Origin of the sequence: Actinomycetospora lutea, assembly GCF_028737205.1 — a bacterium.
GTDB lineage: Bacteria > Actinomycetota > Actinomycetes > Mycobacteriales > Pseudonocardiaceae > Actinomycetospora > Actinomycetospora lutea.
Map to the genome: position 1 here is coordinate 103,779 of NZ_JAQZAL010000016.1, position 23,168 is coordinate 126,946.

The 23,168-nt window shown below is 75.3% G+C and carries 16 protein-coding genes; 9 read left to right on the plus strand and 7 right to left on the minus strand.

The window, feature by feature from the left end:
* The first annotated feature begins 191 nt into the window (after positions 1 to 191).
* Complete coding sequence (locus PHK61_RS18530) at positions 192 to 1,469, plus strand: cytochrome P450 (RefSeq protein WP_274282492.1); 1,278 nt, start codon at positions 192 to 194, stop codon at positions 1,467 to 1,469.
* 280 nt (positions 1,470 to 1,749) lie between these two features.
* Here the strand turns inward: PHK61_RS18530 and PHK61_RS18535 are convergent, their stop codons facing one another.
* Both PHK61_RS18535 and PHK61_RS18540 read right to left on the minus strand, forming a co-directional pair.
* Entirely contained in the window at positions 1,750 to 2,709 is a 960-nt protein-coding gene (locus PHK61_RS18535; protein WP_274282493.1) for an electron transfer flavoprotein subunit alpha/FixB family protein, read from the minus strand.
* Between the two features lie 27 nt (positions 2,710 to 2,736).
* Positions 2,737 to 3,519, minus strand: a complete 783-nt coding sequence (locus PHK61_RS18540) for an electron transfer flavoprotein subunit beta/FixA family protein (RefSeq protein WP_274282494.1) — start codon at positions 3,517 to 3,519, stop codon at positions 2,737 to 2,739.
* Between the two features lie 216 nt (positions 3,520 to 3,735).
* Between PHK61_RS18540 and PHK61_RS18545 the strand changes: the two genes are divergently transcribed.
* A complete protein-coding gene (locus PHK61_RS18545) occupies positions 3,736 to 3,948 on the plus strand; it encodes a hypothetical protein (RefSeq protein WP_274282495.1) in 213 nt (70 codons plus the stop codon).
* A gap of 3 nt (positions 3,949 to 3,951) precedes the next feature.
* Here the strand turns inward: PHK61_RS18545 and PHK61_RS18550 are convergent, their stop codons facing one another.
* Positions 3,952 to 5,379, minus strand: coding sequence for an MDR family MFS transporter (locus PHK61_RS18550; RefSeq protein ID WP_274282496.1), 1,428 nt, complete (start codon positions 5,377 to 5,379; stop codon positions 3,952 to 3,954).
* Positions 5,380 to 5,480: 101 nt separating this feature from the next.
* Between PHK61_RS18550 and PHK61_RS18555 the strand changes: the two genes are divergently transcribed.
* Positions 5,481 to 6,389 (plus strand): siderophore-interacting protein, encoded by a 909-nt coding sequence (locus tag PHK61_RS18555; protein ID WP_274282497.1) that lies wholly within the window; start codon positions 5,481 to 5,483, stop codon positions 6,387 to 6,389.
* 4 nt (positions 6,390 to 6,393) lie between these two features.
* Here the strand turns inward: PHK61_RS18555 and PHK61_RS18560 are convergent, their stop codons facing one another.
* Positions 6,394 to 13,398: a non-ribosomal peptide synthetase gene (locus PHK61_RS18560; protein ID WP_274282498.1), complete on the minus strand. Its 7,005-nt coding sequence runs from the start codon at positions 13,396 to 13,398 to the stop codon at positions 6,394 to 6,396.
* A 219-nt stretch (positions 13,399 to 13,617) separates the two neighbouring features.
* Between PHK61_RS18560 and PHK61_RS18565 the strand changes: the two genes are divergently transcribed.
* The 6 genes from PHK61_RS18565 to PHK61_RS18595 are packed head-to-tail and all read left to right on the plus strand — an operon-like array spanning position 13,618 to position 19,063.
* Positions 13,618 to 14,631 carry an ABC transporter substrate-binding protein gene (locus tag PHK61_RS18565; RefSeq protein WP_274282499.1) on the plus strand — a complete coding sequence of 338 codons (1,014 nt, stop codon included), beginning with the start codon at positions 13,618 to 13,620 and terminating at the stop codon, positions 14,629 to 14,631.
* A gap of 17 nt (positions 14,632 to 14,648) precedes the next feature.
* Entirely contained in the window at positions 14,649 to 15,587 is a 939-nt protein-coding gene (locus tag PHK61_RS18570; protein ID WP_274282500.1) for a methionyl-tRNA formyltransferase, read from the plus strand.
* On the plus strand, positions 15,584 to 16,633 hold the full coding sequence (locus tag PHK61_RS18575) for a FecCD family ABC transporter permease (RefSeq protein ID WP_274282501.1): 1,050 nt from the start codon (positions 15,584 to 15,586) through the stop codon (positions 16,631 to 16,633). The genes PHK61_RS18570 and PHK61_RS18575 overlap by 4 nt, the downstream gene beginning before the upstream one ends.
* Complete coding sequence (locus PHK61_RS18580; RefSeq protein WP_274282502.1) at positions 16,630 to 17,697, plus strand: FecCD family ABC transporter permease; 1,068 nt, start codon at positions 16,630 to 16,632, stop codon at positions 17,695 to 17,697. Before PHK61_RS18575 ends, PHK61_RS18580 begins: the two co-directional genes overlap by 4 nt.
* A gap of 3 nt (positions 17,698 to 17,700) precedes the next feature.
* Complete coding sequence (locus tag PHK61_RS18585) at positions 17,701 to 18,804, plus strand: ATP-binding cassette domain-containing protein (RefSeq protein WP_337993975.1); 1,104 nt, start codon at positions 17,701 to 17,703, stop codon at positions 18,802 to 18,804.
* Between the two features lie 4 nt (positions 18,805 to 18,808).
* On the plus strand, positions 18,809 to 19,063 hold the full coding sequence (locus PHK61_RS18595; RefSeq protein WP_274282503.1) for an MbtH family protein: 255 nt from the start codon (positions 18,809 to 18,811) through the stop codon (positions 19,061 to 19,063).
* Between the two features lie 405 nt (positions 19,064 to 19,468).
* Here PHK61_RS18595 and PHK61_RS18600 read toward each other — a convergent pair whose 3' ends face one another.
* The 3 genes from PHK61_RS18600 to PHK61_RS18610 are packed head-to-tail and all read right to left on the minus strand — an operon-like array spanning position 19,469 to position 23,132.
* Positions 19,469 to 20,140, minus strand: coding sequence for an isochorismatase family protein (locus PHK61_RS18600; protein WP_274282504.1), 672 nt, complete (start codon positions 20,138 to 20,140; stop codon positions 19,469 to 19,471).
* Positions 20,137 to 21,834 carry a (2,3-dihydroxybenzoyl)adenylate synthase gene (locus PHK61_RS18605; protein ID WP_274282505.1) on the minus strand — a complete coding sequence of 566 codons (1,698 nt, stop codon included), beginning with the start codon at positions 21,832 to 21,834 and terminating at the stop codon, positions 20,137 to 20,139. The genes PHK61_RS18600 and PHK61_RS18605 overlap by 4 nt, the downstream gene beginning before the upstream one ends.
* A 53-nt stretch (positions 21,835 to 21,887) precedes the next feature.
* Positions 21,888 to 23,132 carry an isochorismate synthase gene (locus tag PHK61_RS18610; protein ID WP_274282506.1) on the minus strand — a complete coding sequence of 415 codons (1,245 nt, stop codon included), beginning with the start codon at positions 23,130 to 23,132 and terminating at the stop codon, positions 21,888 to 21,890.
* Positions 23,133 to 23,168 lie beyond the last annotated feature (36 nt).

The following is a 23,168-nucleotide window of genomic DNA, read 5'->3' on the forward strand; positions in this document are numbered from 1 at the left end:
GTGCACCGCCGGTCTCCCCCGCCGCCCCGCGGCGAGGGAACGTGTCGCGGCGGAGGAGCGGCGGGGCCCCTCGCTCCGGAGGGTCGTCACCTCCGAGGTCCGCGGGCCACGCCGTGGTCATGCGGCCCCGCGGGCACTAGCGTCGCGGCCGGTCACGCCCGCCCGGCGCCGGAGGTCGCATGACGCGAGACGTGAGCGACGAGACACCGGACGACCGGGCGGCCGGCTCCGGGACGGCGGGGTACTGGGCGCCGGGGTGTCCCGCCGGCGCGCACGACGACGCCGAGCACCGGCGTGACCACTTCGACCCGCTGTCGGAGACGCTCACGCGCGGCCGCTACGTGCGCATCGCCGGGGAGATGGCGCGGCGGTGCCCGGTGACGCGGACCGACGGGTTCGGCGAGGGCATCTGGACCGTCTCGGGCTACGCCGAACTGCAGGAGCTGCACCGGCAGGAGGACGCCGCCTTCTCCGCGTTCCCGGTGCTGCTCCAGCACTTCGGCAACACGCGCCCGATGATCCCGATGGAGTCCGACCCGCCGCTGCACCGGCAGTACAAGCAGATCATCGCCCCGCTGTTGTCGCGGTCGGTGCAGGCGGACAAGGAGCCCGCCTACCGCGCGATCGCCCGCGAGCTCATCGACCGCTTCGTCGAGCGCGGGCGCTGCGAGGTGTTCGGCGAGCTGTGCAACCCGATGACCGCGCACGCGCTCATGGACGCCCTCGGGGTGCCCGGCCCCGACCGCGGGCGGCTCGCCGACCTCGCCGTCGCGCTGGTCCGGGGCCGCGCCGAGGGCGGGAACCAGGCCGACGAGATCTACGCGTACTTCACCGACCTCGCCGCGGCCAAGCGCCGGGAGCCCGCCGACGACCTCGTCACCGCGCTGACCACCGCCACGGTCGACGGGCGCCCGCTCACCGAGGAGGAGATCCTCGACTACTGCGTGATCCTGCTGCCGGCGGGCTTCGAGACCACGGCGAGCTCGATGAGCTTCGTGGTCCTGCTGCTCGCCGAGCACCCCGACCTCCAGGACGAGCTGCGCCGCGCCCCCGAGCGCATCCCCGACGCCCTCGAGGAGCTCATGCGCCTCGCGACGCCGACGCGCTCGCACACGCGTACCGTGCTGGCCGACACCGAGATCGGCGGCCGGCGGATGCGCGCCGGCGAGCGCGTCTACCTCAACTGGGCGGGCGCCAACCACGACCCGCGCACCTTCGACCGGCCCGGGGAGCTCGACATCGACCGGCGCCCCAACCGGCACATGGCCTACGGCTTCGGGCCGCACCTGTGCGTGGGGATGCACATGGCGCGTGCCGAGCTCAAGGTCGCCGTCGAGGAGATCCTGGAGGCGATGGACGACATCGCGGTCGAGGACCCGGCGGCCGTCGTGGAGGAGATCGGCACGACCTGGGCGCTGACCCACCTCCCGCTGACGTTCACGCCGCGCCGCCGAGGTCCGGCCCACTGATCCCGAGCGAAGGGCCCCGTCGCTCGGGCCGCCCGCCAGGCCGTCCGAGATCAGCAGGTCGATCGGCACCTCGACGCGCTGCCTCGCGGGGCCTTTCGACCTGGTGATCTCCGCAGCACCCGCGCGCCGGAGATCAGGAGCACCCCATCCACCTCGGCGGCACCGCCGCGGCGCACCACGTGCTCCTGATCTCCGCATCGCGCCCCGGTGACGAGCGAAGGACCCCCTCGCTCGAACCGGTCGAGCGAAGGGGCCCTTCGGTCAGCAAGGCCGGGCGCGCCTACGAGCTGCGCTTCGCGACCTCCTCGGAGAGCTGCGGGCTGATCGAGAACAGGTCACCCACGACACCGAAGTCGGCGATCTCGAAGATCGGGGCCTCGGGGTCCTTGTTCACCGCGACGATCGTCTTCGAGGTCTGCATGCCGGCGCGGTGCTGGATCGCGCCGGAGATGCCGAGCGCGATGTAGAGCTGCGGCGACACCGTCTTGCCGGTCTGCCCCACCTGGAACTGGTTGGGGTAGTAGCCGGAGTCGACCGCGGCGCGCGAGGCGCCGACGGCGGCGTGCAGCGAGTCGGCGAGGGTCTCGACGACGTTGAAGTTCTCCGCCGAGCCGACGCCGCGGCCACCGGCGACGACGACGTTCGCCTCGGTGAGCTCGGGGCGGTCGCCGCCCACGATCGGGGCGCGGTTGGACACCTTGCCCGACGTCGCCTCGTCGATCGCCGGGAGGTCGATGTTCTCCTGCGTGCCGGCGCCGGCCTGCTCCTCGATCTCGATGGAGCCGGCGCGCCACGAGATCACCGCGGTGTCGGTGGTCGCGCGGGACTGCACGGTGAAGGCGCCACCGAAGATCGAGTGGGTGCCCTCGCGCTGGCCGTCGATCTCGACGAGGTCGTTGAGCCAGCCGGAGTTGGTGCGCACGGCCAGGCGGCCGGCGACCTCGCGGCCGTCGGCGCCCGCCGCGATCAGCACGGCCGGCGGGGAGACCCGCTCGACCAGCGCGGCGAGCGCGTCGACCTGCGGGGTCGAGAGGTAGTTCACGGCGTCGTCGGACTCGGCGACGTAGACCTTCTCCGCACCGTGCGCCGCGAGGCCCTCGGCGAGCTTCGCCGCGGTGCCCGGCGTGCCGACGACGACGGCCGACGGCTCGCCCAGGCGGCGGGCGGCCGTGAGCATCTCGTAGGTGTTCTTCTTGATCTCCCCGTCGACGTGGTCGACGAGGACCAGGACCTCAGCCATGGGTTCTCCTCTTCGTGTCGGGGGTGATCAGATGAGCTTCTGGCCCACGAGGAACTCGGCGATCTTCGCGCCGCCGTCGCCCTCGTCCTCGACCTTCTGGCCGCCGGACTTGGGCGGGCGCGGGGCGAACGAGTCGACCTGCGAGAGCGAGCCCGCGAGGCCGACCTCGCTGGCGTCGAGGCCGAGGTCGGCGATGCCGATGGCGCTCACCGGCTTCTTCTTCGCGGCCATGATCCCCTTGAACGAGGGGTAGCGCGGCTCGTTGATCTTCTCGCCGACGCTCACGACGGCGGGCAGCGCCGAGGTGACGTCGCACGTGCCCTCGTCGGTCTCGCGCTTCACGCTCGCGGTGCCGTTCTCGACGGTCAGCGCGTTGGCGTGGGTCAGCGACGGCCAGCCGAGGACCTCGCCGAGCATGGCGGCCATGGCGCCGCTGCGGCCGTCGGTGGCCTCGTTGCCGGCGAGCACCAGGTCGACGTCGCCGACGGTGCCGATCGCCTTGGCGAGCACCTTGGCGGTGGTCACGGCGTCCGAGCCGTGCAGCGCCTCGTCGTTGACGTGGACGGCCTTGTCCGCGCCCATCGAGAGGGCCTTGCGGATGGCGTCGGTGGCGCGGTCGGGGCCGACGGTGAGCACCGTGACCTCGGCGTCGCCCGACTCCTTGATCTTGAGCGCCTCCTCGACGGCGCGCTCGTTGATCTCGTCGAGCACCGCGTCGGAGGACGCGCGGTCGAGCGTCTTGTCGGCGTCGGAGAGGGTGCGCTCCGACCAGGTGTCCGGCACCTGCTTGATCAGCACGACGATGTTCATGGGCCTTCTGCGACCTCCTGTGCTCGCATCCGTCCCGGAGGACGTTGTTACCGCTCAGTAAGGTACCGATGGGTAACTTACCTTCTGTCCTGACTCTCCCACGCCCCGTGCCCGGTGGCAGCGTGGCGTATGCCTCTCTTGTTACTCATCAGTAGGGTGTAGACCCCTACTCAGCGGTAACTCCGTGGCGCCCGATTCGGGCGATAACCTGGGGGTATGAGGGGTGGACAGCCCACCCCGCCGCACCAGGGAGTCGTCGTGCCCGGTCTGTTCTCGAAGATCCAGGAGTTCCTGCGCAGCCCGCAGGGCAAGAAGTACACCGACCAGGCCAAGCGCTACGCGCAGGACCCGAAGAACCGCCAGAAGGCGCAGGACGCACTGAACAAGTTCCGCGGCAAGGGCGGCGGGCAGGGCGGCGGCCACCACTAGGCGCTAGGAGCGCTGCCCCGCCGCCGGCGCGCGGCGGGGCAGCCTCGCCGCGCCGATGACCGCGACGAGGCAGAAGCCGAGCGTCCACCAGAACGTGTCGGCGAACGCCAGGGCGATCCCCGGCTCGCCCAGCGGGGCGCGCGCCGCGAGCCGGCTCTGCAGGATCACGGCGAGCACCGCTGTGCCGACCGACCCGCCGAGCGTGTTGAGCAGGTTGAGCGCGCTCGCCGCCCGTGGCAGCTGGGCGTGCGGCATCGACGAGTACACGAGGCTCATCACCGGCGCGCCGATCATGCCCAGCCCCAGGCCCCGCACGAGCATCGAGGCCACGATGAGCGGCTCGGGCGGCACGCTGCCCAGCTGCGTGAACAGCACGGTGCCCAGGGCGATCAGCCCGATCCCGGTGAGCACCAGGGTGCGCGGCGCGACCCTGTCCACCGTGCGGTTGGTGACGACCGAGCCGAGCGCGGCGCCGACGCCCTGCGGGGCGAGAAGGAGGCCGGCCGCGAACGGGGTCAGCCCGCGCCCGATCTGGAAGTACAGCGGCAGCAGGAACATCGCGCCGTAGACCGAGGCGCCCAGCACGATCAGCGCGGCCGCCGCCGCCCCGAACGGCGGCCGGGTGAACAGCCGCAGGTCGATCAGCGGCACCCCGCGGGTGCGCAGCGCGTGCACGGCGTAGAGCGCGAGCATCACCACGCCGACGAGGCCGACGAGCACCGGGGCGGAGGTCAGCGGCCGGCCGTTGCCGAGCTCGGTGAGCCCGAGGACGAGCACCGCGAGTCCCGGCGGGAGCAGCGCGGCCCCCAGCACGTCGAACGTCGTGCCCGCCGCGGCGGGCGGGTTGGGCGCCACGAACTTCCACGCCAGCAGGGCGGCGACGAGGCCGATCGGGAGGTTGACCCAGAAGAGCCAGGTCCAGTCGGCCACCGCGAGGATCGACCCGCCGATCACCGGCCCGAACACCGGCGAGAGCAGCGGGATGACGCCGACGATGCTGATGACGCGCCCGATGCGCTTCGGGCCGGCCGCCCGCGCGACCAGGGCCTGACCGACCGGCGGGAGCAGCCCGCCGCCGAGTCCCTGGATCACCCGGAACACGATCAGGCTCGCCGTCGACCAGGCCAGCGCGCACAGCAGGGACCCGGCGAGGAACAGGACCACCGCGCCGATCCAGGTCCGGCGCCCGCCGAACCGGTCGACGATCCAGCCGGACGAGGGCACGGCCAGGGTCACGGCCAGCAGGTACGCCGTCGTCACCCACTGGATCTCGGTGACCGACGCCCCGAACTCCCGGGCCAGGGTGTCGATGCCGACGTTCACGATCGTCGCGTCGAGCGTCGCCATGAACGTGCCGAGCACCAGCACGAACGCGGTGCGCAGCAGCGGGCCGTCGATCTCGGTCGGCGGCTCGGTGTCGGACGCGGTCACGGGTCCTCCGGGTCTCGGGGCACTCTAAGGGTTGCCTAACAACCGGGCGTCGGGCTGTGGCAGGGTCGGCGCTGATCGATCCGACCGAGGAGGAGCTGCCCATGGACCGGGACCGACCCCGGGAGCGCGTCGCGGAGGCCCGGCGGGGCGAGGGGGGCGCCAAGGTGCCCTACCCGATCCGCATCCGCCGCCTCGAGGTCACCGGGACGCGCCGGGTCGGTCCGGCGATGCTGCGCCTGACCCTGGGCGGGCCCGAGCTCGCGGGCTTCGAGAGCCACAGCGTCGTCGACGAGCACGTGAAGCTGGTCTTCCCCGACCCCGACGGCGGGCTGCGGGTGCCCGAGCAGAACGGCCTCATGCTCTCCTGGCCGAAGCCGATGCCGCCGACCCGTGACTACACGGTGCGCCGCCACGACCCGGTCGCCGGCGAGCTCGACCTGGACGTCGTGCTGCACCCCGGCGGGCTCGCCGCGGGGTGGGCGTCGCGCGTCGGGCCCGGCGAGCCGGTGTGGGTCGCCGGGCCGCCCGCGGGCCTGGCCGTGCCCGAGCACTACGACCGCTACCTGCTCGCCGGCGACACGACCGCGCTGCCGGCGATCGCGCGCTGGGTCGAGAACATGCCCCGGTCGGCGCGCGGGTGGGTGTTCGTCGAGGTCGCCGACGCCACCGAGGAGGTCGACCTCGGCGCGCCCGCGGGCGTCGCGGTGACCTGGCTGCACCGCGACGGGGTCGCGGCGGGGCGCAGCGACGTGCTGGCACGCGCGGTGTTCGCCGTCGCCGTGCCCCCCGGCGAGTCGGTGTACGTGTGGATCGCCGGCGAGGCCGGGTCGATCAAGCCGCTGCGGCGCTGGGTGCGCGACGACCTGCGCCTCGCGCGGTCCGACGTGTCGATCACCGGGTACTGGAAGCTCGGCCTGTCGATGTTCGACGAGGACCACAACCCCGGTGACGGGGAGGCTCACGGCCACGGGCACGGGCACGACGAGGAGCCCGCGGCCGTCCCGCACTGACCGCTCACGCCAGCGCCCGCGCGACGACCGGCCCGATCGCGGCCCAGCCCCGCGGCGCCACTATCGCCGCGTGGTCGCCCTCGACGTGGTGCGCGACGATGCGCTCGGCGCCGACCAGCTCCCGCCAGGCCGCGGCCAGCTGCGCGCCGTCCCCCTCGGCACCCTGCGCGGCCGCGAACAGGGTGAGGACCCCGTCGTACCGCGGCGCGTGCGAGGCGCTCCGGATCGCGACCGTCTGCTCGACCGCGGCCCGCACGGTCTCGACGAGCTCCGGCGCCTCCTGGGCGGCCCCGGGCGGCAGGGCCGCGCGCAGCTCCGCCTCGACGGCGTCGGCGTCCGGACCCCGACCGTCCGCGCGCTCGGCGGCCAGCGGGCCGGAGTCGATCAGCCCGGTGAACGCGACCTCCTCCCCCGCCGCGACGAGCTGCGCGGCGAGCGCGTGCACGACGTTGCCGCCGAACGAGTAGCCCAGCAGGTGGTACGGCCCCGCGGGCTGGATCCCGCGGATCGTGCCCAGGTACTCCGCCGCGAGCTCGTCGATCGTCGGGGCGGTGACCGCCGCCCCGTCCAGCGAGGGCAGCTGCAGCCCGATCACCGGGCGGTCGGCGGGCAGCTCGCGCACGAGCCCGGTGAACACCGTCGCGAACCCGCCGGCGGGGTGCACGCAGAACAGCGGGGCGGCGGTGCCCGCGCGGCGCAGCGGCAGCACGTGGGAGCGCGGGAGGTCCAGCGCGGCGGGACGGTCGTCGCCCGGCGGGCCGACCGTCGCGCGCGCCGCGATCCCGGCGACGGTGCCGCCCTCGAGCACGTCGCGCACCGACAGCTCGACTCCGCGGCGCCGGGCCCGCGAGACCAGGGCGAGCGAGACGATGCTGTCGCCGCCGACGTCGACGAACTCGTCGTCGAGCTCGACGGCGTCGTTCTCCAGCACCTCGCGCAGCACGCCCAGCAGCACCGACTCGGCGGGCGTGCTCGGCGCCCGCGACGGCGTCGCGCCGTGCTCGGGGGCCGGCAGCGCGCCGCGGTCGAGCTTCCCGCTCGGCCCCAGCGGCAGGCGGTCGAGCGCCACGAGCGCGGTGGGCACCATCGCGGTCGGCAGCACGGCCGCGAGGTCCGCGCGCAGCGCCGCGGGGTCGATCTGCGCCCCGTCGACGGGGACGACATAGCCGACGAGGCGGTCGTCGCGAATGTCGACGACCCCCGCGCGCACGGCGGGATGGCGGGCCAGGGCGGCCTCGATCTCGGCGGGCTCGATGCGCACGCCGCGGACCTTCACCTGGTCGTCGGTGCGACCCAGGTAGACGAGCTGGCCGTCGGCGCGCCGGCGCACGCGGTCGCCGGTGCGGTACATCCGCTCGCCGGGCGGGCCGAAGGGGTCGGCGACGAAGGCGCCGGCGGTCTGGCCGGGCAGGCCGAGGTAGCCGCGCGCCAGGCCGGGCCCGGCGAGGTAGAGCTCGCCGACCATGTCGATGCCGACCGGCCGCAGCCCGCTGCCGAGCACGTAGGCGCGCACGTCCGGATCGGGCCGCCCGATCGGCAGCGTGCCCTCGTCGGTGTCCAGGGCCGGCTCGGCGGGGTCGTAGCGCCAGGTCACCGCGTTGATCGTGACCTCGGTCGGGCCGTAGGCGTTGAACAGCGCCCGCCGCCCGTCGCCCCAGCGACGCGCCAGCGCGGGGTCGAGCCGCTCGGCGCCGACGACCATGAAGACGTCCGGGTCGACCTGCGCGTCGGCGGGCATCGCGGCGAGGAACGACGGGAGCAGGTTGAGGCCGGTCACCCGGTGCTCGGCGGCGTAGTCGAGCAGTTCGGGACCGGGCAGCCGCACCTCCTCGGGCGCGATGACCGACGTCCCGCCCGAGAGCAGGGGCAGCATCATCTGCCAGACCGCGACGTCGAAGCCGGTCGACGCGAAGTGCAGGTAGCGCTCCTCCCCGACGCCGACGACGTCCTCCTGCAGCGCGACCAGGCCCGGGAAGCCGCTGTGGCTCACCGCGACGCCCTTCGGCCGGCCCGTGGTGCCCGAGGTGTAGATGACGTAGGCCAGCGCGTCCGCGGTCAGGCCGCGGCGGGCGTCGACGGGGTCCGTGTCCTCGTGGGGGCCCGGCCCCTCGAGCAGCTCCGGGTCGTCGAGGCGCAGCACGGGGACGTCGTCGGCGACGGGCAGCCCGGCGTGCACGGCGGCGGTGGTCACGGCCGCGACGGCGTGCGCGTCGCCGACCATGTACTCGAGGCGCTCGCGGGGGTGGTCGGGGTCCATCGGCACGTAGACCGCGCCGGCCTTGAAGATCCCGAACACGGCCACGACCATCTCCACGTCGCGGCGCAGCAGCACCGCGACGGGCTGCTCGGGCCGCACGCCGCGGGCGAGCAGGGCGTGCGCGAGACGGTCGGCGCGCCGGTCGAGCTCGGCGTAGGTCAGCACACGGTCGCGGCACTCCACCGCGGCCTGGTCGGGCCGGCGGCGGACCTGGGCGGCGAACTCCTCGAGGCAGCCGGCGCGCACGCGGTGGCGCGCGACGTGCTCGGTCCCGGCCGCCAGCACCGCGGCCTCCTGCTCCGGCTCGAGCAGGCGCAGCCGCGACACCGCCCGGTCGGGGTGGTCGACCATGTCGCGCAGCAGGGTGCGCAGCCGCTCGCCGATGTCGCGCACGGCGGCGTCGTCGAACGCCGAGGGCTGGTAGCCGAAGCGCAGGACGATGCGCTGCTCGGGCAGCACCACGATGTTCAGCGGGTAGTGGGTGCCGTCGTCGGTGTCCACGCCGTCCAGCTGCACGCCCGGCGCCAGCGTGACGCCGGTGCGCGCCGACATCGGCAGGTTCTCGGTGACGACCAGGGTGTCGAACAGGTCGCCCACCCCGACCGCCCGCTGCACCTCGGCGAGCCCGGCGTGGTGGTGGTCGGTCATGGCGACCGACTGCTCGTGCATGGCCGCGAGCACCTGCTCGGCGGTGTCGCGGTCGCGGTGGGTCAGGCGCACGACGACGGTGTTGCCGAGCTGGCCGATCATCGTCTCGATGCCGTCGACCTGCCCGGAGCGCCCCGAGACCGGGGTACCGAACAGCACGTCGTGGCGGCCGGTGAGCCGCGCGAGCAGCAGGCCCCAGGCGGTCTGCACGACCGTGGCCAGCGTGATCCCGCGCGCCCGGGCGAAGGCCCGCACGTCGTCGCTGAGCGCGCCGTCGAGCTCGAGCTGCCGGCGCGCGGGCCGCTCCAGGCCCGCGTTCCTCGCGGCGGGCGCGAGCCGTGTGCCCTCGTCGATGCCGGCCAGCTGCCGGCGCCACGCCGCGAGCGACGCGGCGCGGTCCTGGCGGGCGAGCCAGCGCAGGTAGTCGGTGACCGGGGCCGGGACGGGCGCCGGGGTGCCGCCACCGAGCTCGTCGTAGATCGCGAACAGCGTCCGGCACACCAGCGGCATCGACCAGCCGTCGAGCAGCGCGTGGTGGTTGGTGATCACGAGCCGGTGGTCCGCGGCGCCGAGCGTGAGCAGGACGAAGCGGATCAGCGGCGGGCGGGCCGGGTGCCAGGGGCGGTCCATCTCGGCGCGCGCCGCGGCGGCGACGGCCTGCTCGGCGTCGTCGCGGCCGGCCACGTCGACGTGTGCCCAGCCGAGCTCCACCTCCTCGGGCACGACCTGCACGACCTCGCCGGTGGCGGCGGTGGTCAGGGCGCTGCGCAGGGCGGGGCTGCGGCGCAGGAGCTCGGCGGCGGCGGCCTCGAGGCGCGCCGGGTCGATCTCACCGGTGAGGTGGTGCACGCCCTGCACGAGGTAGACCTCGGCGTCGGTGTCCTGCCGGGCGAGGCTGTGCACGGTGAGCCCGGCCTGCAGCGCCGTCGCCGGGAGGGCCTCGCGGATCGGGCCGTCGAAGTCGACGGCGGCCGGGTCGACGGTGACGTCCGGGAGCGCCTCGTGCTCCGTGCTGCGCCGCGCCAGCGTCGCCAGCGACGCCAGGTCCGGCGCCGCGAGCAGCTCGCGCGGGCGCAGCTCGAGCCCGTGCGCGCGCAGCCGCGAGCACACGGCGATCGCGGTGATGCTGTCGCCGCCGAGCCCCACGAAGTCGTCCTCCACCGCGACCCGCTCGAGGTCCAGGACGTCGGCGAGGACGCTGGCGAGCGCCTTCTCCGACGGGGTCTCCGCAGCGCGGCCGGAGCGGGCGCCGGCCGACGCCGGGAGCGCGCGGCGGTCGAGCTTCCCGCTGGTCGTGGTGGGCAGCTCGTCGAGCACCACCACCGCGGAGGGCACCATGTGCTCGGGCACCCGGGCGGCGAGGGCGCGCCGGACCCCGTCGGGCGTCACGGAGCCCACCTCGGGGCCGACCACGTAGCCGACCAGCTGCGGGCGGCCGGTGTCGGTGCGGACCAGGGCGGCCGCCGCGCGCACCCCGGGCAGGTCGGCGAGCTGCCCCTCGACCTCGCCGATCTCGATGCGATAGCCGCGGATCTTGACCTGGCCGTCGCCGCGGCCGAGGTAGTCGAGCCCGCGGCCCGGGACCCAGCGGGCGAGGTCGCCCGTGCGGTACATGCGCTCGCCGGGCGCGCCGTAGGGGTCGGCGAGGAACCGCTCGGCGGTCGTGCCCGGGTGGCCCAGGTAGCCCCGCGCCAGGTGCGGGCCGGCGAGGTAGAGCTCGCCGACCGCGCCGTGCGGCACGGGCTGGAGGGCGACGTCGAGCAGGTACACCCGCGTGCCGGGCAGCCCGGTCCCGATGGTCGGGACGCCGGGCGTGAGCGGGGCGGCGGTGGCGTCGACGGAGGCCTCGGTCGGCCCGTAGACGTTGCGCGCGGGCACGCCGGCGTCGACGACGCGCGCCCACAGCGCGGGCGGGGTGGCCTCGCCGCCGAGGATCAGCAGCGCCGGCGGGTGCGCGCCGGTGAGCAGGCCCGAGTCGATCAGCTGCGTCGCCATCGAGGGCGTCGTGTCCACGACGTCGATCCCGTCGGCGCCGAAGGTCGCGAGCAGCTCCTCGGCGTCCCTGGTGAGGTCGGCGTCGTAGAGGTGCAGCTCGTGGCCGTGGAGCAGCCAGAGCAGCTGGTCGATCGAGGCGTCGAAGGCGAACGAGTAGGTGTGCGCGACGCGCAGGACACCGCGGCCGGCCAGCTCGGGCGCCGTCGCCGGGTGGTGCGCCAGCAGCCCGGACAGGCCCCCGGCGCGCACGAGCACGCCCTTGGGCCGGCCGGTCGAGCCGGAGGTGTAGATGACGTAGGCGAGCCGCTCGGGGGCGAGCGAGCGGTCGGCGGGCGGCGTCGCGGGGTGGGCGTCCGCCTCGGCGCGCAGCGCGTCGACGTCGACGGCCGCCTCGAGGGCCGATCCCGTGGCGACGACCAGCGCGGGCCGCGCGTCGGCGATCAGCTCGCGCAACCGCGCGGTGGGGTGCGCGAGGTCCAGCGGCAGGTAGGCGGCGCCGGCGTCGAGCGCCGCGAGGAGGGTGACGACGAGGTCGACCGAGCGCGGCAGGGCGACGGCCACCACGTCGTCGGTGCCGATCCCGCGCGCCCGCAGGGCCCGCGCGGTGCGGTGCACCCGGGCCGCCAGCTCGGCGGCGGTGAGCCGCTCGGCGCCGCAGACCAGGGCGGTGCGGTCCCCCCGCTCGGCGAGGCGGTCGATCGCCGTCGTCACGTCGTCGGGCGCCCCCGCCGCCGGGCCGGTCCAGTCCGCCAGCAGCTGCGCGCGCTCGTCGGCGCTGGTCAGCGCGACCGCGCCGACCGCCGGCGCCGCGGGCGCGGTCAGCGCGTCGACCACCCGCAGCAGCGAGTGCGCGCGCCACTCGACGCCGCGCTGGTCGGTGAGGCGGTCGTCGACCTCGAAGCCGAGGCGCAGCCCGCCGTCGGCGGTGGGCGTCGCGGTGAGCTCGTAGTCCTGGGGCGGGCCGCCGGCGACGTTGCGCATGACGCCGGTGGAGCCCGCGAAGTCGATCGTGTAGTCGAAGGCCTTGAGGTTGATCCCGCCCAGCAGCATCCCGCCGAGCCCGGGAACGCCCAGCTCGCGGGGCAGGTCGGCGCCCCGGAAGCGCTGGTGGGAGCGCATCTCCTTCATCCGCTCGGCCACCCGCGCGCTCAGCGCGTCGAGCCCGTCGTCGCCGCGCACCTCCACGCGCAGCGGCAGCAGGTTGACCGCCATCGCCGGCGTGCGCAGGGCGGCCTTGCCGACGCGGCACATCAGGGGCATGCCGATCACCACGTCGGACTCGCCGTGCGCCCGGTGCAGGAAGGCGGCGAAGCAGGCGATGAGGACGTCCGCCCAGGTCGTCGCCGAGCGCTCGCCCGCCGCCTTGAGTCGCGCGACGGTCGCGGGCGGGACGACGACGGACGCCGCCACCGTGGCCTGCGGGGCACCGGACGCGGTGCGCGCGGCGCCGGTGGGCTCGGGCAGCGGGGTGAGGCGGTCGCGCCAGTAGGCCCGGTCGCGCTCGAAGCGCTCGCCCGCGCGGTACTCCTGGTCGGCCGTGACGAGGTCGGCGATCGCCCCGAACCCGGGCGCGGGCGGCTCGGTGCCGCGGACCAGCGCGGTGTAGTGGGCGGCGGCCCGCCGGGCCATCATCGCGGCGGAGTAGCCGTCGATGATCACGTGGTGGTAGAGCTGCACCCACCAGACCGCACGGTCGGAGAGACGCAGCAGCGTCTGGCTGTCCAGGCGGCGGTCGACCAGGCCCCGGCAGGCCTCGGCGGCCCGCGTGCGGATGGCGGCCACCGCGGCGTGCGCGGCCGCGACGGGGTCGGCCTCCGCGCGCAGGTCGACGACCTCGGGTGGCGCCGGCGGCTCGTCGGTCAGCGTCTGGCGCGGCCCGTCCGGGGTGTCGTGGAAGCGCAGGTGCAGGGTCTCGGCCTCGTCGGCGGTGCGCCGCACCGACTCGGCGAGCGCGCCCACGTCGAGCGTCCGCTCGCCGTCGATCTCGACCACGTCGCCGACGAGGTAGTGCGGCGAGTCCGGCTCCAGCCACTGCGCGTTCCAGATGCCGAGCTGCGCGCCGGTCAGCTCCAGCAGCTCGGTCCGTGGGGCCTGAACAGCGGTGCTCAACGCGTCCTCCCGGGATGGTTAGGCATGCCTAACTCACCATTCCGGGCACGCCCCACGCAAGCGCGTCCGTCCGTTGTCCGGGTCACTCCGGGTGTCGACCTCGCCACGCCGGGCGATCTCCCGGCTGGTGCGGTGATGCAAGCCTGTCCTAACCTCCGGGCCGACACGCCACGCACCCGACCCTCGTCGGGTGGACGAGAGGGAGGACCCGTGGGCCCTGTGGGCAGCGCTGTGGGCAGGGACGCCGCGGCCGTCCGACGACCGACGCTGCGGGCCCTGCTCGCCGGCCTGGCGGCGCTGCTGGTGCTGGCCGGCTGCGGCGGTGGCGGCGAGTCGGGCGGGGGCGGCGGGGGCGGCGCGACCCGCACCGTCGAGTCCGAGCGCGGCCCCGTGCAGGTCCCGGTGGCCCCGCAGCGGATCGCCGTGCTCTCGGGCGGGCTCGCGGGCGACCTGTTCACCCTCCAGGCCCCGGTCGTGGCGGCCGACCCCCGCGTGCTGGGCGTGAAGAACGACGCCTCCGGCTTCCCGCCCAGCTGGTCCGGCCAGGCCCAGCAGCAGGGCACGCAGCGGCTCGCGAGCGAGGGCGCCGGCCTGTCCATCGAGCAGGTCGCCGCCGCCCGGCCCGACCTCATCATCGGCGGCGGCCAGGGCTTCACCGCCGCGCAGGCCGCGAACGCCTACCCGCAGCTGCAGCAGATCGCCCCGACGGTGCTGCTGCCCGCCTTCACGCAGTGGCAGGACCAGCTGACGCGCATCGCCGACGTCGTCGGGCGCTCGGACCGCGTCCCCGGCCTGATGCAGGCCTACCAGGACCGGGCCGCCCAGGTCCGCGGCGCGCTGCGCGTGCCGCCGCAGCCGACGGTGTTCCTCTACAAGGCCCGCGACGGCAAGTCCTACGTGATCACGCCGACCGCCGCGCTGCCCGCGATCGCCCGCGATCTCGGCTTCACGCCCGACGACGTCCTCACCAAGGCGAACAACCCGCCGCTGTTCGGCACCGGCGACTCGTTCGAGGTCAGCCCGGAGCTGCTGCCGCGGGTGGCCGACGCCCCGACCGCCGTCTACGTCCCGATCGGTACGCAGCCGCTCGCGGAGATCCAGGCCGACCCGGTGTACGCCCGGCTTCCCGCCTTCAGCAGCGGGCAGGTCGACGAGGTGCCCTCCACGAGCTTCCGCCCGGACTACCAGGGCGCGATGAGCACGCTCGACACGTTCGCGACCCAGTTCCGCTGAGCCCGAGGAGCGCCCCCGTGCGGATCGTCCTGTTCGGCTACCAGAAGTGGGGCGCGCGGCTGCTCGCCGCGCTGCTCGAGTCCCGCCACGAGGTGGTGCTGACCGTCAGCCACCCCGAGGAGGGCGAGTGGGCGCCCGCGATCTTCGAGGAGTCGATGGGCGACCTGGCCCGCGAGCACGGCATCCCCGTCGTCTACCGCGAGAAGGCCGTCGACGACGAGCTCGTCAAGACGATCGAGGGCTCCGGCGCCGAGATCGGGCTGGCCTGCAACTGGCGGACGTGGATCAGCCCCGCGGTGTTCTCGGCGCCGGCCCGCGGCACCGTGAACACCCACGACTCGCTGCTGCCGAAGTACGCCGGCTTCTCCCCGCTGAACTGGGCCCTGATCAACGGGGAGAGCCAGGTCGGGATCACCGCGCACTGGATGGACGCCGACCTCGACCGCGGCGACATCATCACCCAGCGCACGGTGCCGGTGACGCCGACCGACACCACCGAGGACCTGTTCCACCGCACCGTCGAGCTGTTCGGGCCGCTCTCGCTCGACGCGTTCGACCGCATCGAGCACGGCCCGCACGACTGGCTGCGCCAGGACCCGGAGCACGCGTCGTTCTTCCACAAGCGCGCCGACCCCGACAACCGGATCCACTGGGACCGGTCGGCGCGGGACCTCGTCAACCTCGTCCGCGCCCAGACCGGGCCCTACCCGAACGCCTGGTGCCTGCACGAGGGCCGGCGGCTGCGGGTGCTCGAGGCGTCGGTGTCGGCGCAGAAGGCCGGCGGCACGCACGGGCGGGTGTTCGCGCGCGAGGGCCGCGGCGTGATCGTCGTCGCCGGCCCCGAGTCGTGGCGCGGCGGGCAGCACGGCCTGGTGCTGCAGCGGGTCCTCGACGCCGACGGCACCGAGCACGTCGCCGGCGACTATTTCCGGCGGATGGGCGACTACCTCGAATGACCGCCGCGACCGCCCCCTCCGAGGAGGACCGCAGGTCCCCACCCCTGTTCACCGGGCCCGCCCGCGTGGCGGGCCTGGTGGTGGCGGCGGTCCTGCTGGTCGTGGCGGTCCTGCTGTCGCTGGCGGTGGGGGCGCTGCCGGTGTCCCCGCTCCAGGTCGTGACGGCGTTCACCGACTATTCCGGCACCGACGCGCACGTCGCGGTCCGCGAGCTGCGGCTCCCCCGCACGCTGATCGGGATCGCGGTCGGCGCCGCGCTCGCCGCGGCGGGGACGGTGATCCAGGGCGTCACCCGCAACCCGCTCGCCGACCCCGGCATCCTCGGCATCGAGGCCGGGGCGGCGTTCGCGGTGGTGACGGCGATCTACGTCCTGGGCATCTCCACGGTGGGCGGCTACTCCTGGTTCGCGCTGGCCGGCGCGGCCGTCGCCGCCGTCGTCGTGTACGCGCTCGGGGCCTCGGGGCGGGCGGCCTCGAGCCCGGTGACGCTCGCGCTCGCGGGCGCCGCGGTGGCCGCGCTGCTCATCGCGCTGACCTCGGCCCTCGCGCTGCTGGACTCCGGCACCCTCGACGCGTTCCGGTTCTGGGTGGTCGGCTCGCTCGCCGGGCGCGACCTCGCGATGCTGGCCGGCGCGGCCCCGTTCCTCGGCGTGGGCCTGCTGTTCGCGCTCGCGTCCGGGCGCGCGCTCAACGCGCTGGCGCTCGGCGAGGACGTGGCCCGCTCGCTGGGCCAGCGGGTCGCGCTGAACCGGGTGCTCGCGGCGCTCGCGGTCGTCGGCTGCGCCGGCGGGGCCGTGGCCATCGCCGGCCCGATCGGCTTCGTCGGGCTGGTCGTCCCGCACGCCGCCCGGGCGCTCGTCGGCCCGGACTACCGGTGGCTGCTGCCCTCCGCGATGCTGCTCGGCCCGATCCTGCTGCTGGTCGCCGACGTGCTCGGCCGCGTCCTCGTGTCGCCGGGCGAGCTGCAGGTCGGGATCGTCATGGCCGTGATCGGCGCGCCGGTGTTCATCTGGCTCGTGCGCCGGGGACGGCTGGTGGCGCTGTGAGCGCTCCGCCCACCGGCGCGCCGACCCGCCCGCGCCGCGTCCCCGTCCGGACCTCGGGGTTCTCGCGGCTGCTCGACCTGCGCCTGCTCGCGGTGTGCGCCGGCGCGCTCGTCGTCGGGGTGGTCGCGGCCGCGCTGTCGGTGAGCCTCGGGGAGTTCCCGATCCCGCTGGGCGACGTCGCCGCCACCCTCGTCGGGCAGGGCACGCGCAGCGACGAGTTCATCATCGTGGGGCTCCGGCTGCCGCGGGCGCTGGTCGGGCTGGGCTGCGGGACGGCGCTCGGCATCTCGGGGCTGGTGTTCCAGACGCTGGTGCGCAACCCGCTGGCGGCGCCGGACATCATCGGCGTCACCGGCGGCGCGAGCCTCACGGGTGTCGCGATCCTCATCCTCGGCGCGCCGGCCGCGCTGCTGCCCGTCGGCGCGTTCGTCGGCGCCGTCGCGTCGGCGACGCTGGTGTACGCGCTGGCCTGGCGCGGCGGGCTCTCGCCGTACCGCCTGGTGCTGATCGGCATCGCGCTGGCCGCGGCGTTCTCGGCCGGCACGTCGTACCTGCTGGTCGTGGGCGAGCTGATCGACGTGCAGCGCGCCGCGGTGTGGCTCGTCGGCAGCCTCAACGGCGTGACGTGGGAGGAGTTCTGGCCGCTGCTGGTCGGGCTCGTGCTCCTGCTGCCCGCGACGGCCCTCCTCGCGCGGGGCCTGGACGCGCTGGCGCTGGGCGAGGAGTCCGCCGTGGCGCTCGGCATCCGCGTGCAGCGCGCCCGTCTCGGGCTCGTGGTCGTGGCCGCGGCGCTCGCGGCGTTCGCCGTGGCCGCGGCCGGGCCGATCGGGTTCGTCGCGTTCATCGCCCCGCACATCGCCCGGCGCCTGTCCGGGCTGACCGGAGCCGCCGCGCTCCCCGCGGCCGCGCTCGTCGGGGGCGTGCTGGTGATGGTCTGCGACCTCGTCGCCCGGCTCGTCCTGGCCCCGATCGAGCTGCCGGTCGGCACCGTGACCGCCGTCGTCGGCGCGCCCTTCTTCCTGTACCTGCTCCACCGCGCGAACCGTCCCGTGGGAGGGGGCTGACCCGTGAGCCTGCACGCCCGTGACCTGACCCTGGGCTACGGCGGGGACCCGGTCGTCGCCGACCTCTCCCTCGCGCTGCCCGCGGGCGAGATCACGGCGATCGTCGGCGCCAACGCCTGCGGCAAGTCGACGCTGCTGCGCGGGCTCGCCCGCCTGCTCGCTCCCCGGTCCGGGGCGGTGCTGCTCGACGGGACCGAGCTCGCGAAGCTCGGCACCCGCGAGGTCGCCCGGCGCCTCGGCCTGCTGCCGCAGTCGCCCGCGGCACCCGAGGGGCTGACCGTGGAGGACCTCGTCGCCCGCGGCCGCTACCCGCACCAGTCCTGGCTGCAGCAGTTCTCCCGCGACGACCAGGACCACATCGAGTGGGCCCTCGAGGTCACCGACACGGTCGGGCTGCGCCGCCGCGCGCTCGACCAGCTGTCCGGCGGTCAGCGCCAGCGGGCCTGGATTGCGATGGCCCTGGCCCAGGACACCGAGATCCTGCTGCTCGACGAGCCCACCACGTTCCTCGACATGGCCCACCAGGTCGAGGTGCTCGACCTGCTCGCCGACCTCAACCGCGAGCAGGGCCGCACCGTCGTCATGGTGCTGCACGACCTCAACCAGGCCTGCCGCTACGCCGACCACCTGGTCGCCATGCACCGGGGGCGCATCCACGTGCAGGGCCCGCCCGCCGAGGTCGTCGACGCGGAGATGGTCAAGGCCGTCTTCGGGCTCGACGTGCGGATCGTCGCCGACCCCGAGGAGCACACGCCCCTGTGCGTGCCCGCGCGGCGGCGCCGCCGGCGCTCGGAGGCGGCGGTCGGCGAGCACGATCCCTCGCCCCGGACCCGACCTGACCAGCCCCCTGCACCGACGGAAGGACCAGCCATGGCGGCAGTGATCCTCGATCGCGACCGGCTCCGGGCCGACATCGCGGCGGCCCTCGGCGAGGCGCCCGAGGACGTCGGCGACGACGACGACCTCATGGATCTCGGCCTCGACTCGATCCGGCTCATGAGCCTCGTCGAGCAGTGGCGCGCCGAGACCGGCTCCGAGATCGGCTTCGTCGACCTCGCCGAGGAACCCACTGTCGCGGCCTGGAGCCGCCTGTTCAACGGAGCGTGACCCGATGCCCAATCCGTTCGACGACAGCGACGGCCGCTTCCTCGTGCTCGTGAACGACGAGGGCCAGCACAGCCTCTGGCCCGTCTTCGCCGAGGTCCCGGCGGGGTGGACGGTGGTGCTGGGCGCCGAGGCCCCGGGCGGCGGGACGGACGGCGAGCCGGGCGTCGACCGTGCCGCCGCGCTCGCCTACGTGGAGCAGCACTGGACCGACATGCGTCCCCGCAGCCTCGTGGAGAGCATGGAGCGCGCGGGGCGCTGACCCCTGACGCGGCGGTTACCGGCTGGTATCGCTCGCCTGGCGAGGGATACCAGCCAGTAGCGCTCGGGGCGGGGGTCGTGGCCCTGGCGGCATTGCCGTGGCGTCGCGCCGGGGCTCGTGGAGATCACGAGCATCACGCGCCCCGTAGAGCGTCGCGACCCGGCGGGCGATCAGCGAGGAGCCGTACGCGTCCGTCACCACCTGCTGGTAGCGGTGGAACCAGACGTGGTGCCCTCGTCGAGGCGCAGCAGGGCGGGGGAGGACCGCGGGCCCTCGTGCAGTTCCGAGGGGGCCCTGGGCCTCCTCGATCCACGTGTGCGCCGCCGGTGGTGTGGATCGGGGTGGCGGGGTCGAGGTGGTGGGCGAACCAGATGCCCTCCTGCGCCCCGGTGAGGGGCAGGTCGGTCACGCCGGTGCGCGGCGGGCGACGCGGTCGAACGCTCCGAGCACGCCGGCGGTCGGGAGCACGACCCCGCAGCGCTGCGCGGTCCACGTCAGGGCCTGCTCGTGGTGGTCGCGGGAGAAGTCGGCGACCGCGTCGGCCACGAGGAACGGCTGCACGTCGCGCATGAACGCCTCGACGGCGGTGACCATGCACCCGATGTGCGCGTAGATCCCGGTGATCAGCAGCTGGTCACGGCCCGCGTCGGCGAGCAGGTCGTGCAGCGAGCTGCGCTGGAAGGCGCTGTAGCGCCACTTGGTCAGGACCTCGTCGCCGGCCGCGGGCGCGAGCTCGTCGACGATCGACACGACCCCGGGGTCCTCGAGGTAGGCGGCAGCCGGCCCACGTCCCCAGAAGTCGTCGAGCAGGCCGCGGTCGGCGGGCGGCTGCTCGCCGGGCTGCGCGGTGTAGACGACCGGGACGCCCAGCGACCGGGCCCGGGCGGTCAGCGTGGCGATGTTCGCGACGCAGACGCTCACCGGCTCCTCGTCCCGCGCGAACGGGGCGAGGAAGTAGCGCTGCATGTCGTGGACGAGCAGGACCGCGCGCTCGGGGTCGGGCGACCAGTCGGGGCGGCTGGCCGGCAGCTCGTCCGCGTGCGGCATCGGGTAGGGCGCGATCGACGGGATGCTCACGGGTGGGTCTCCTCTGCCTGCTCGGCCTGGCTCGACGTGGCGCGCGCGGCGAGCGCGGTCCGCAGCGCCCGGCGGCTGGTCTTGCCCACCCCGGTGACGGGGAAGGCGTCGACGACCTCCACGGTGTCCGGCACCTTGTAGGCGGCCACCCCGCGCTCGCGCACGAAGCGGCGCAGGGCGTTCGGGCGCGGCGCGTCCCGGTCGGGCACCGGGATGACGTAGGCGTGGGTGCACTCGCCCAGGAACTCGTCCGGGACGCCGACGATCGCCGCGTCGACGACGTCGGGGTGGGCGAGCAGGTGGTTCTCGACCTCCTCCGCGGCGATCTTCTCGCCGCCCCGGTTGATCTGTTCCTTGACCCGGCCGGTGACGACGATGTCGCCGCGCTCGGTGATCCGGACCAGGTCGCCGGTGCGGTAGAAGCCGTCGGCGGTGAACGCCTCGGCGTTTTGCTCCGCGGCGCGGTAGTAGCCGCGGATCGTGTAGGGCCCGCGGGTGAGCAGGGCCCCGACCTCGCCGCGGGGCACCTCGCGCTCGTCGGGGTCCGCGGGGTCGACCACCCGGATCTCGTCGTCCGGCGAGATCGGACTGCCCTGGGTCTCCTCGACGACGTCGTCGGGGTCGTCGTCGCGGGTGTAGTTGACGAGGCCCTCGGCCATGCCGAACACCTGCTGCAGGCGCGCCCCCAGCGCCGCCGGGATGCGGCGGGCGAGCTCGGCGGCGCACTTGGCCCCGCCGACCTGCAGCATCGCGAGGCTGGAGAGGTCCCTCGTCGACGACGAGGCCGCCTGCACCCACGCCGCCGCCAGCGGCGGGACCACGGCGGCCAGCGTGACCCGTTCCGCCTCGATCAGCGCGAAGCAGGTGTCGGCGTCGGGTGCGGGCGCGAGCACCGAGGTCCCGCCGGCGTGGACCACGCCCAGCAGGCCCGGCGAGCTCATCGTGAAGTTGTGGGCGGCCGGCAGGGCCGCGAGGTACACGGTGTCGCGCGACAGGCCGCAGATCTCCGCGCTGGCCCGGACGCTGTAGAGGTAGTCGTCGTGGGTGCGCGGGATCAGCTTGGGCAGCCCCGTCGTGCCGCCCGAGAGCTGCAGGAACGCGACCGACGACGGATCGGCGTCGTCGCCGGGCAGCACGTCGGGCGGGGTGCGGCGCAGCGAGGCGAGCGTGACGGCACGGTCGGGGAGCTCGCCGCCGCCCGCGACCACCACGTGGCGCACGCTCGGCACCGCGGCGGCCACCTCGGCGGCCGCCGCCGCGTGGTCGAACCGGTCGTGCCGGGCCACCGTGACGATCGCGACCGCCTCGGCGTGCTCGGCGAAGTAGCGGATCTCGCTGCCGCGGTGGGCGGGCAGCGCGAACACGGGCAGCGCGCCGAGCCGGAACAGCGCGAAGACCGTCTCCAGGTACTCGGGGACGTTCGGGAGCCACACCACGACCCGGTCGCCGGGTGCCACCCCGCGCTCGGCGAGGCCGGCGGCCAGGCCGCGGGCGCGCGCGTCGAGCTCGGCGTAGGTCCAGCGCTGCGCGCCCGACGGGCCGGTGCCGACGACGGCCGTGCGGTCGCCGTGGTCGGCGACGGCACGGTCGAGCAGCGCCGGGAAGGTCTGCCCTGTCCAGTACCCCGCCGCGCGGTAGCGCTCGGCGAACGCGGCCGGGTAGGGCACGACGTCCTCGGCGAGCGACCCGCTCACGGTGCTGGTCGGTGCCAGCTCCCCTATCGCCGTGCTCCCGTGAACGCTCCGTGTCACGGTGTCGCCTCCAGGCCCAGCGCCGCGAGCAGCGTGCGGAACTTGGCGGCGGTCTCGGCGAGCTCGGCCTCCGGCCGCGAGCCCTCGACGACGCCCGCCCCCGCGTAGACGCGCACCGCGCGACCGGCGACCTCGGCGCAGCGGATGGTCACCGCCCACTCCCCGTCCCCGGCGGCGTCGCACCACCCGACCAGGCCCGTGTAGAAGCCGCGCGGGAACTCCTCGAGCTCCTCGATCGCCGCGCGCGCGGCGTCGGTCGGCTCGCCGCACACCGCGGGCGTCGGGTGCAGCGCCTCGGCGAGCTGCAGCGAGGTCGGCGCGGGGTCGCGCAGCCGGCCCTCGATGCGGGTGCCCAGGTGCCACAGCGACGCGGTGCGGGTGACGCTCGGCGAGGACGGGACGTCGAGCGACGCGCAGTACGGCGCGAGGCGCTCGGCGACCCGGTCGACGACCAGGGCGTGCTCGCGCAGGTCCTTCGTCGACCGGGCGAGCTCCTCGCCGCGGCGCGCGTCCTCCTCGGGGTCGGGGCTGCGCGGTGCGGTGCCGGCGAGCGGGTGGGACACGACGACGTCGCCGCGGCGGGCGGCGAGCAGCTCGGGGCTGTTGCCCACGAGCGTGCGCGGCCCGGGGCCCCGGGTGGTCCCGTGCGGGTCGGTGACGTCGGCGGCGAACACGTACCCCGAGGGGTTGCGGACGGCGAGGCGCTCGAGCACCGCGGCGACGTCGAGCGGCTCCGGCGCGGTCATCGTCGCGGCGCGCGCGAGCACGACCTTCTCGACGTCGCCGTCGGCGATCATCTCCAGCGCCCGCGCCACGGCGGCGGCGTAGCGCGGCGGGGGCGGCTCGGCGCGGAAGTCCCAGCGCGTGCCGACCGACGCCGGGGCCGACGGCGGCGCCACCAGCGGCGGGACCGGCGGCGCGTCACCCTCCTCGCGGGCCACCGTCGGCGCGCGGTGGACGTGGGCGGGCACGACGAGCCGGGCCGTGCCGGGCGCGAACCCGATCGCGCCCACCACCAGCGGGTCCGGGTGGCCCGCCGCGCGCTCGGCGGCGAGCGTCGCGGCGGCCATCGCGCCGACCGACCCCGGGGAGGCCGCCGGCACGCGCGTGCGCACCCCGGTGGTCCGCAGCGTCAGCTCGCGGGTGGAGAACAGGAAGGCGCCGGGTCCGGAACCCAGCCCGGGCGGGACGTCCACCGACACGTCGGGATCCGGACCGGCGCTGGTCGGGGTGCTGGTCATGGGGGTCCTCTCACACGGCGGGCGCAGGGTGGGGCG

Coding starts and splice junctions, on each gene's coding strand:
- PHK61_RS18610 (WP_274282506.1), bottom strand. CDS start 23,132: ATGACCAGCACCCCGACCAGCGCCGGTCCGGATCCCGACGTGTCGGTG.
- PHK61_RS18535 (WP_274282493.1), bottom strand. CDS start 2,709: ATGGCTGAGGTCCTGGTCCTCGTCGACCACGTCGACGGGGAGATCAAG.
- PHK61_RS18575 (WP_274282501.1), top strand. CDS start 15,584: ATGACCGCCGCGACCGCCCCCTCCGAGGAGGACCGCAGGTCCCCACCC.
- PHK61_RS18555 (WP_274282497.1), top strand. CDS start 5,481: ATGGACCGGGACCGACCCCGGGAGCGCGTCGCGGAGGCCCGGCGGGGC.
- PHK61_RS18540 (WP_274282494.1), bottom strand. CDS start 3,519: ATGAACATCGTCGTGCTGATCAAGCAGGTGCCGGACACCTGGTCGGAG.
- PHK61_RS18595 (WP_274282503.1), top strand. CDS start 18,809: ATGCCCAATCCGTTCGACGACAGCGACGGCCGCTTCCTCGTGCTCGTG.
- PHK61_RS18545 (WP_274282495.1), top strand. CDS start 3,736: ATGAGGGGTGGACAGCCCACCCCGCCGCACCAGGGAGTCGTCGTGCCC.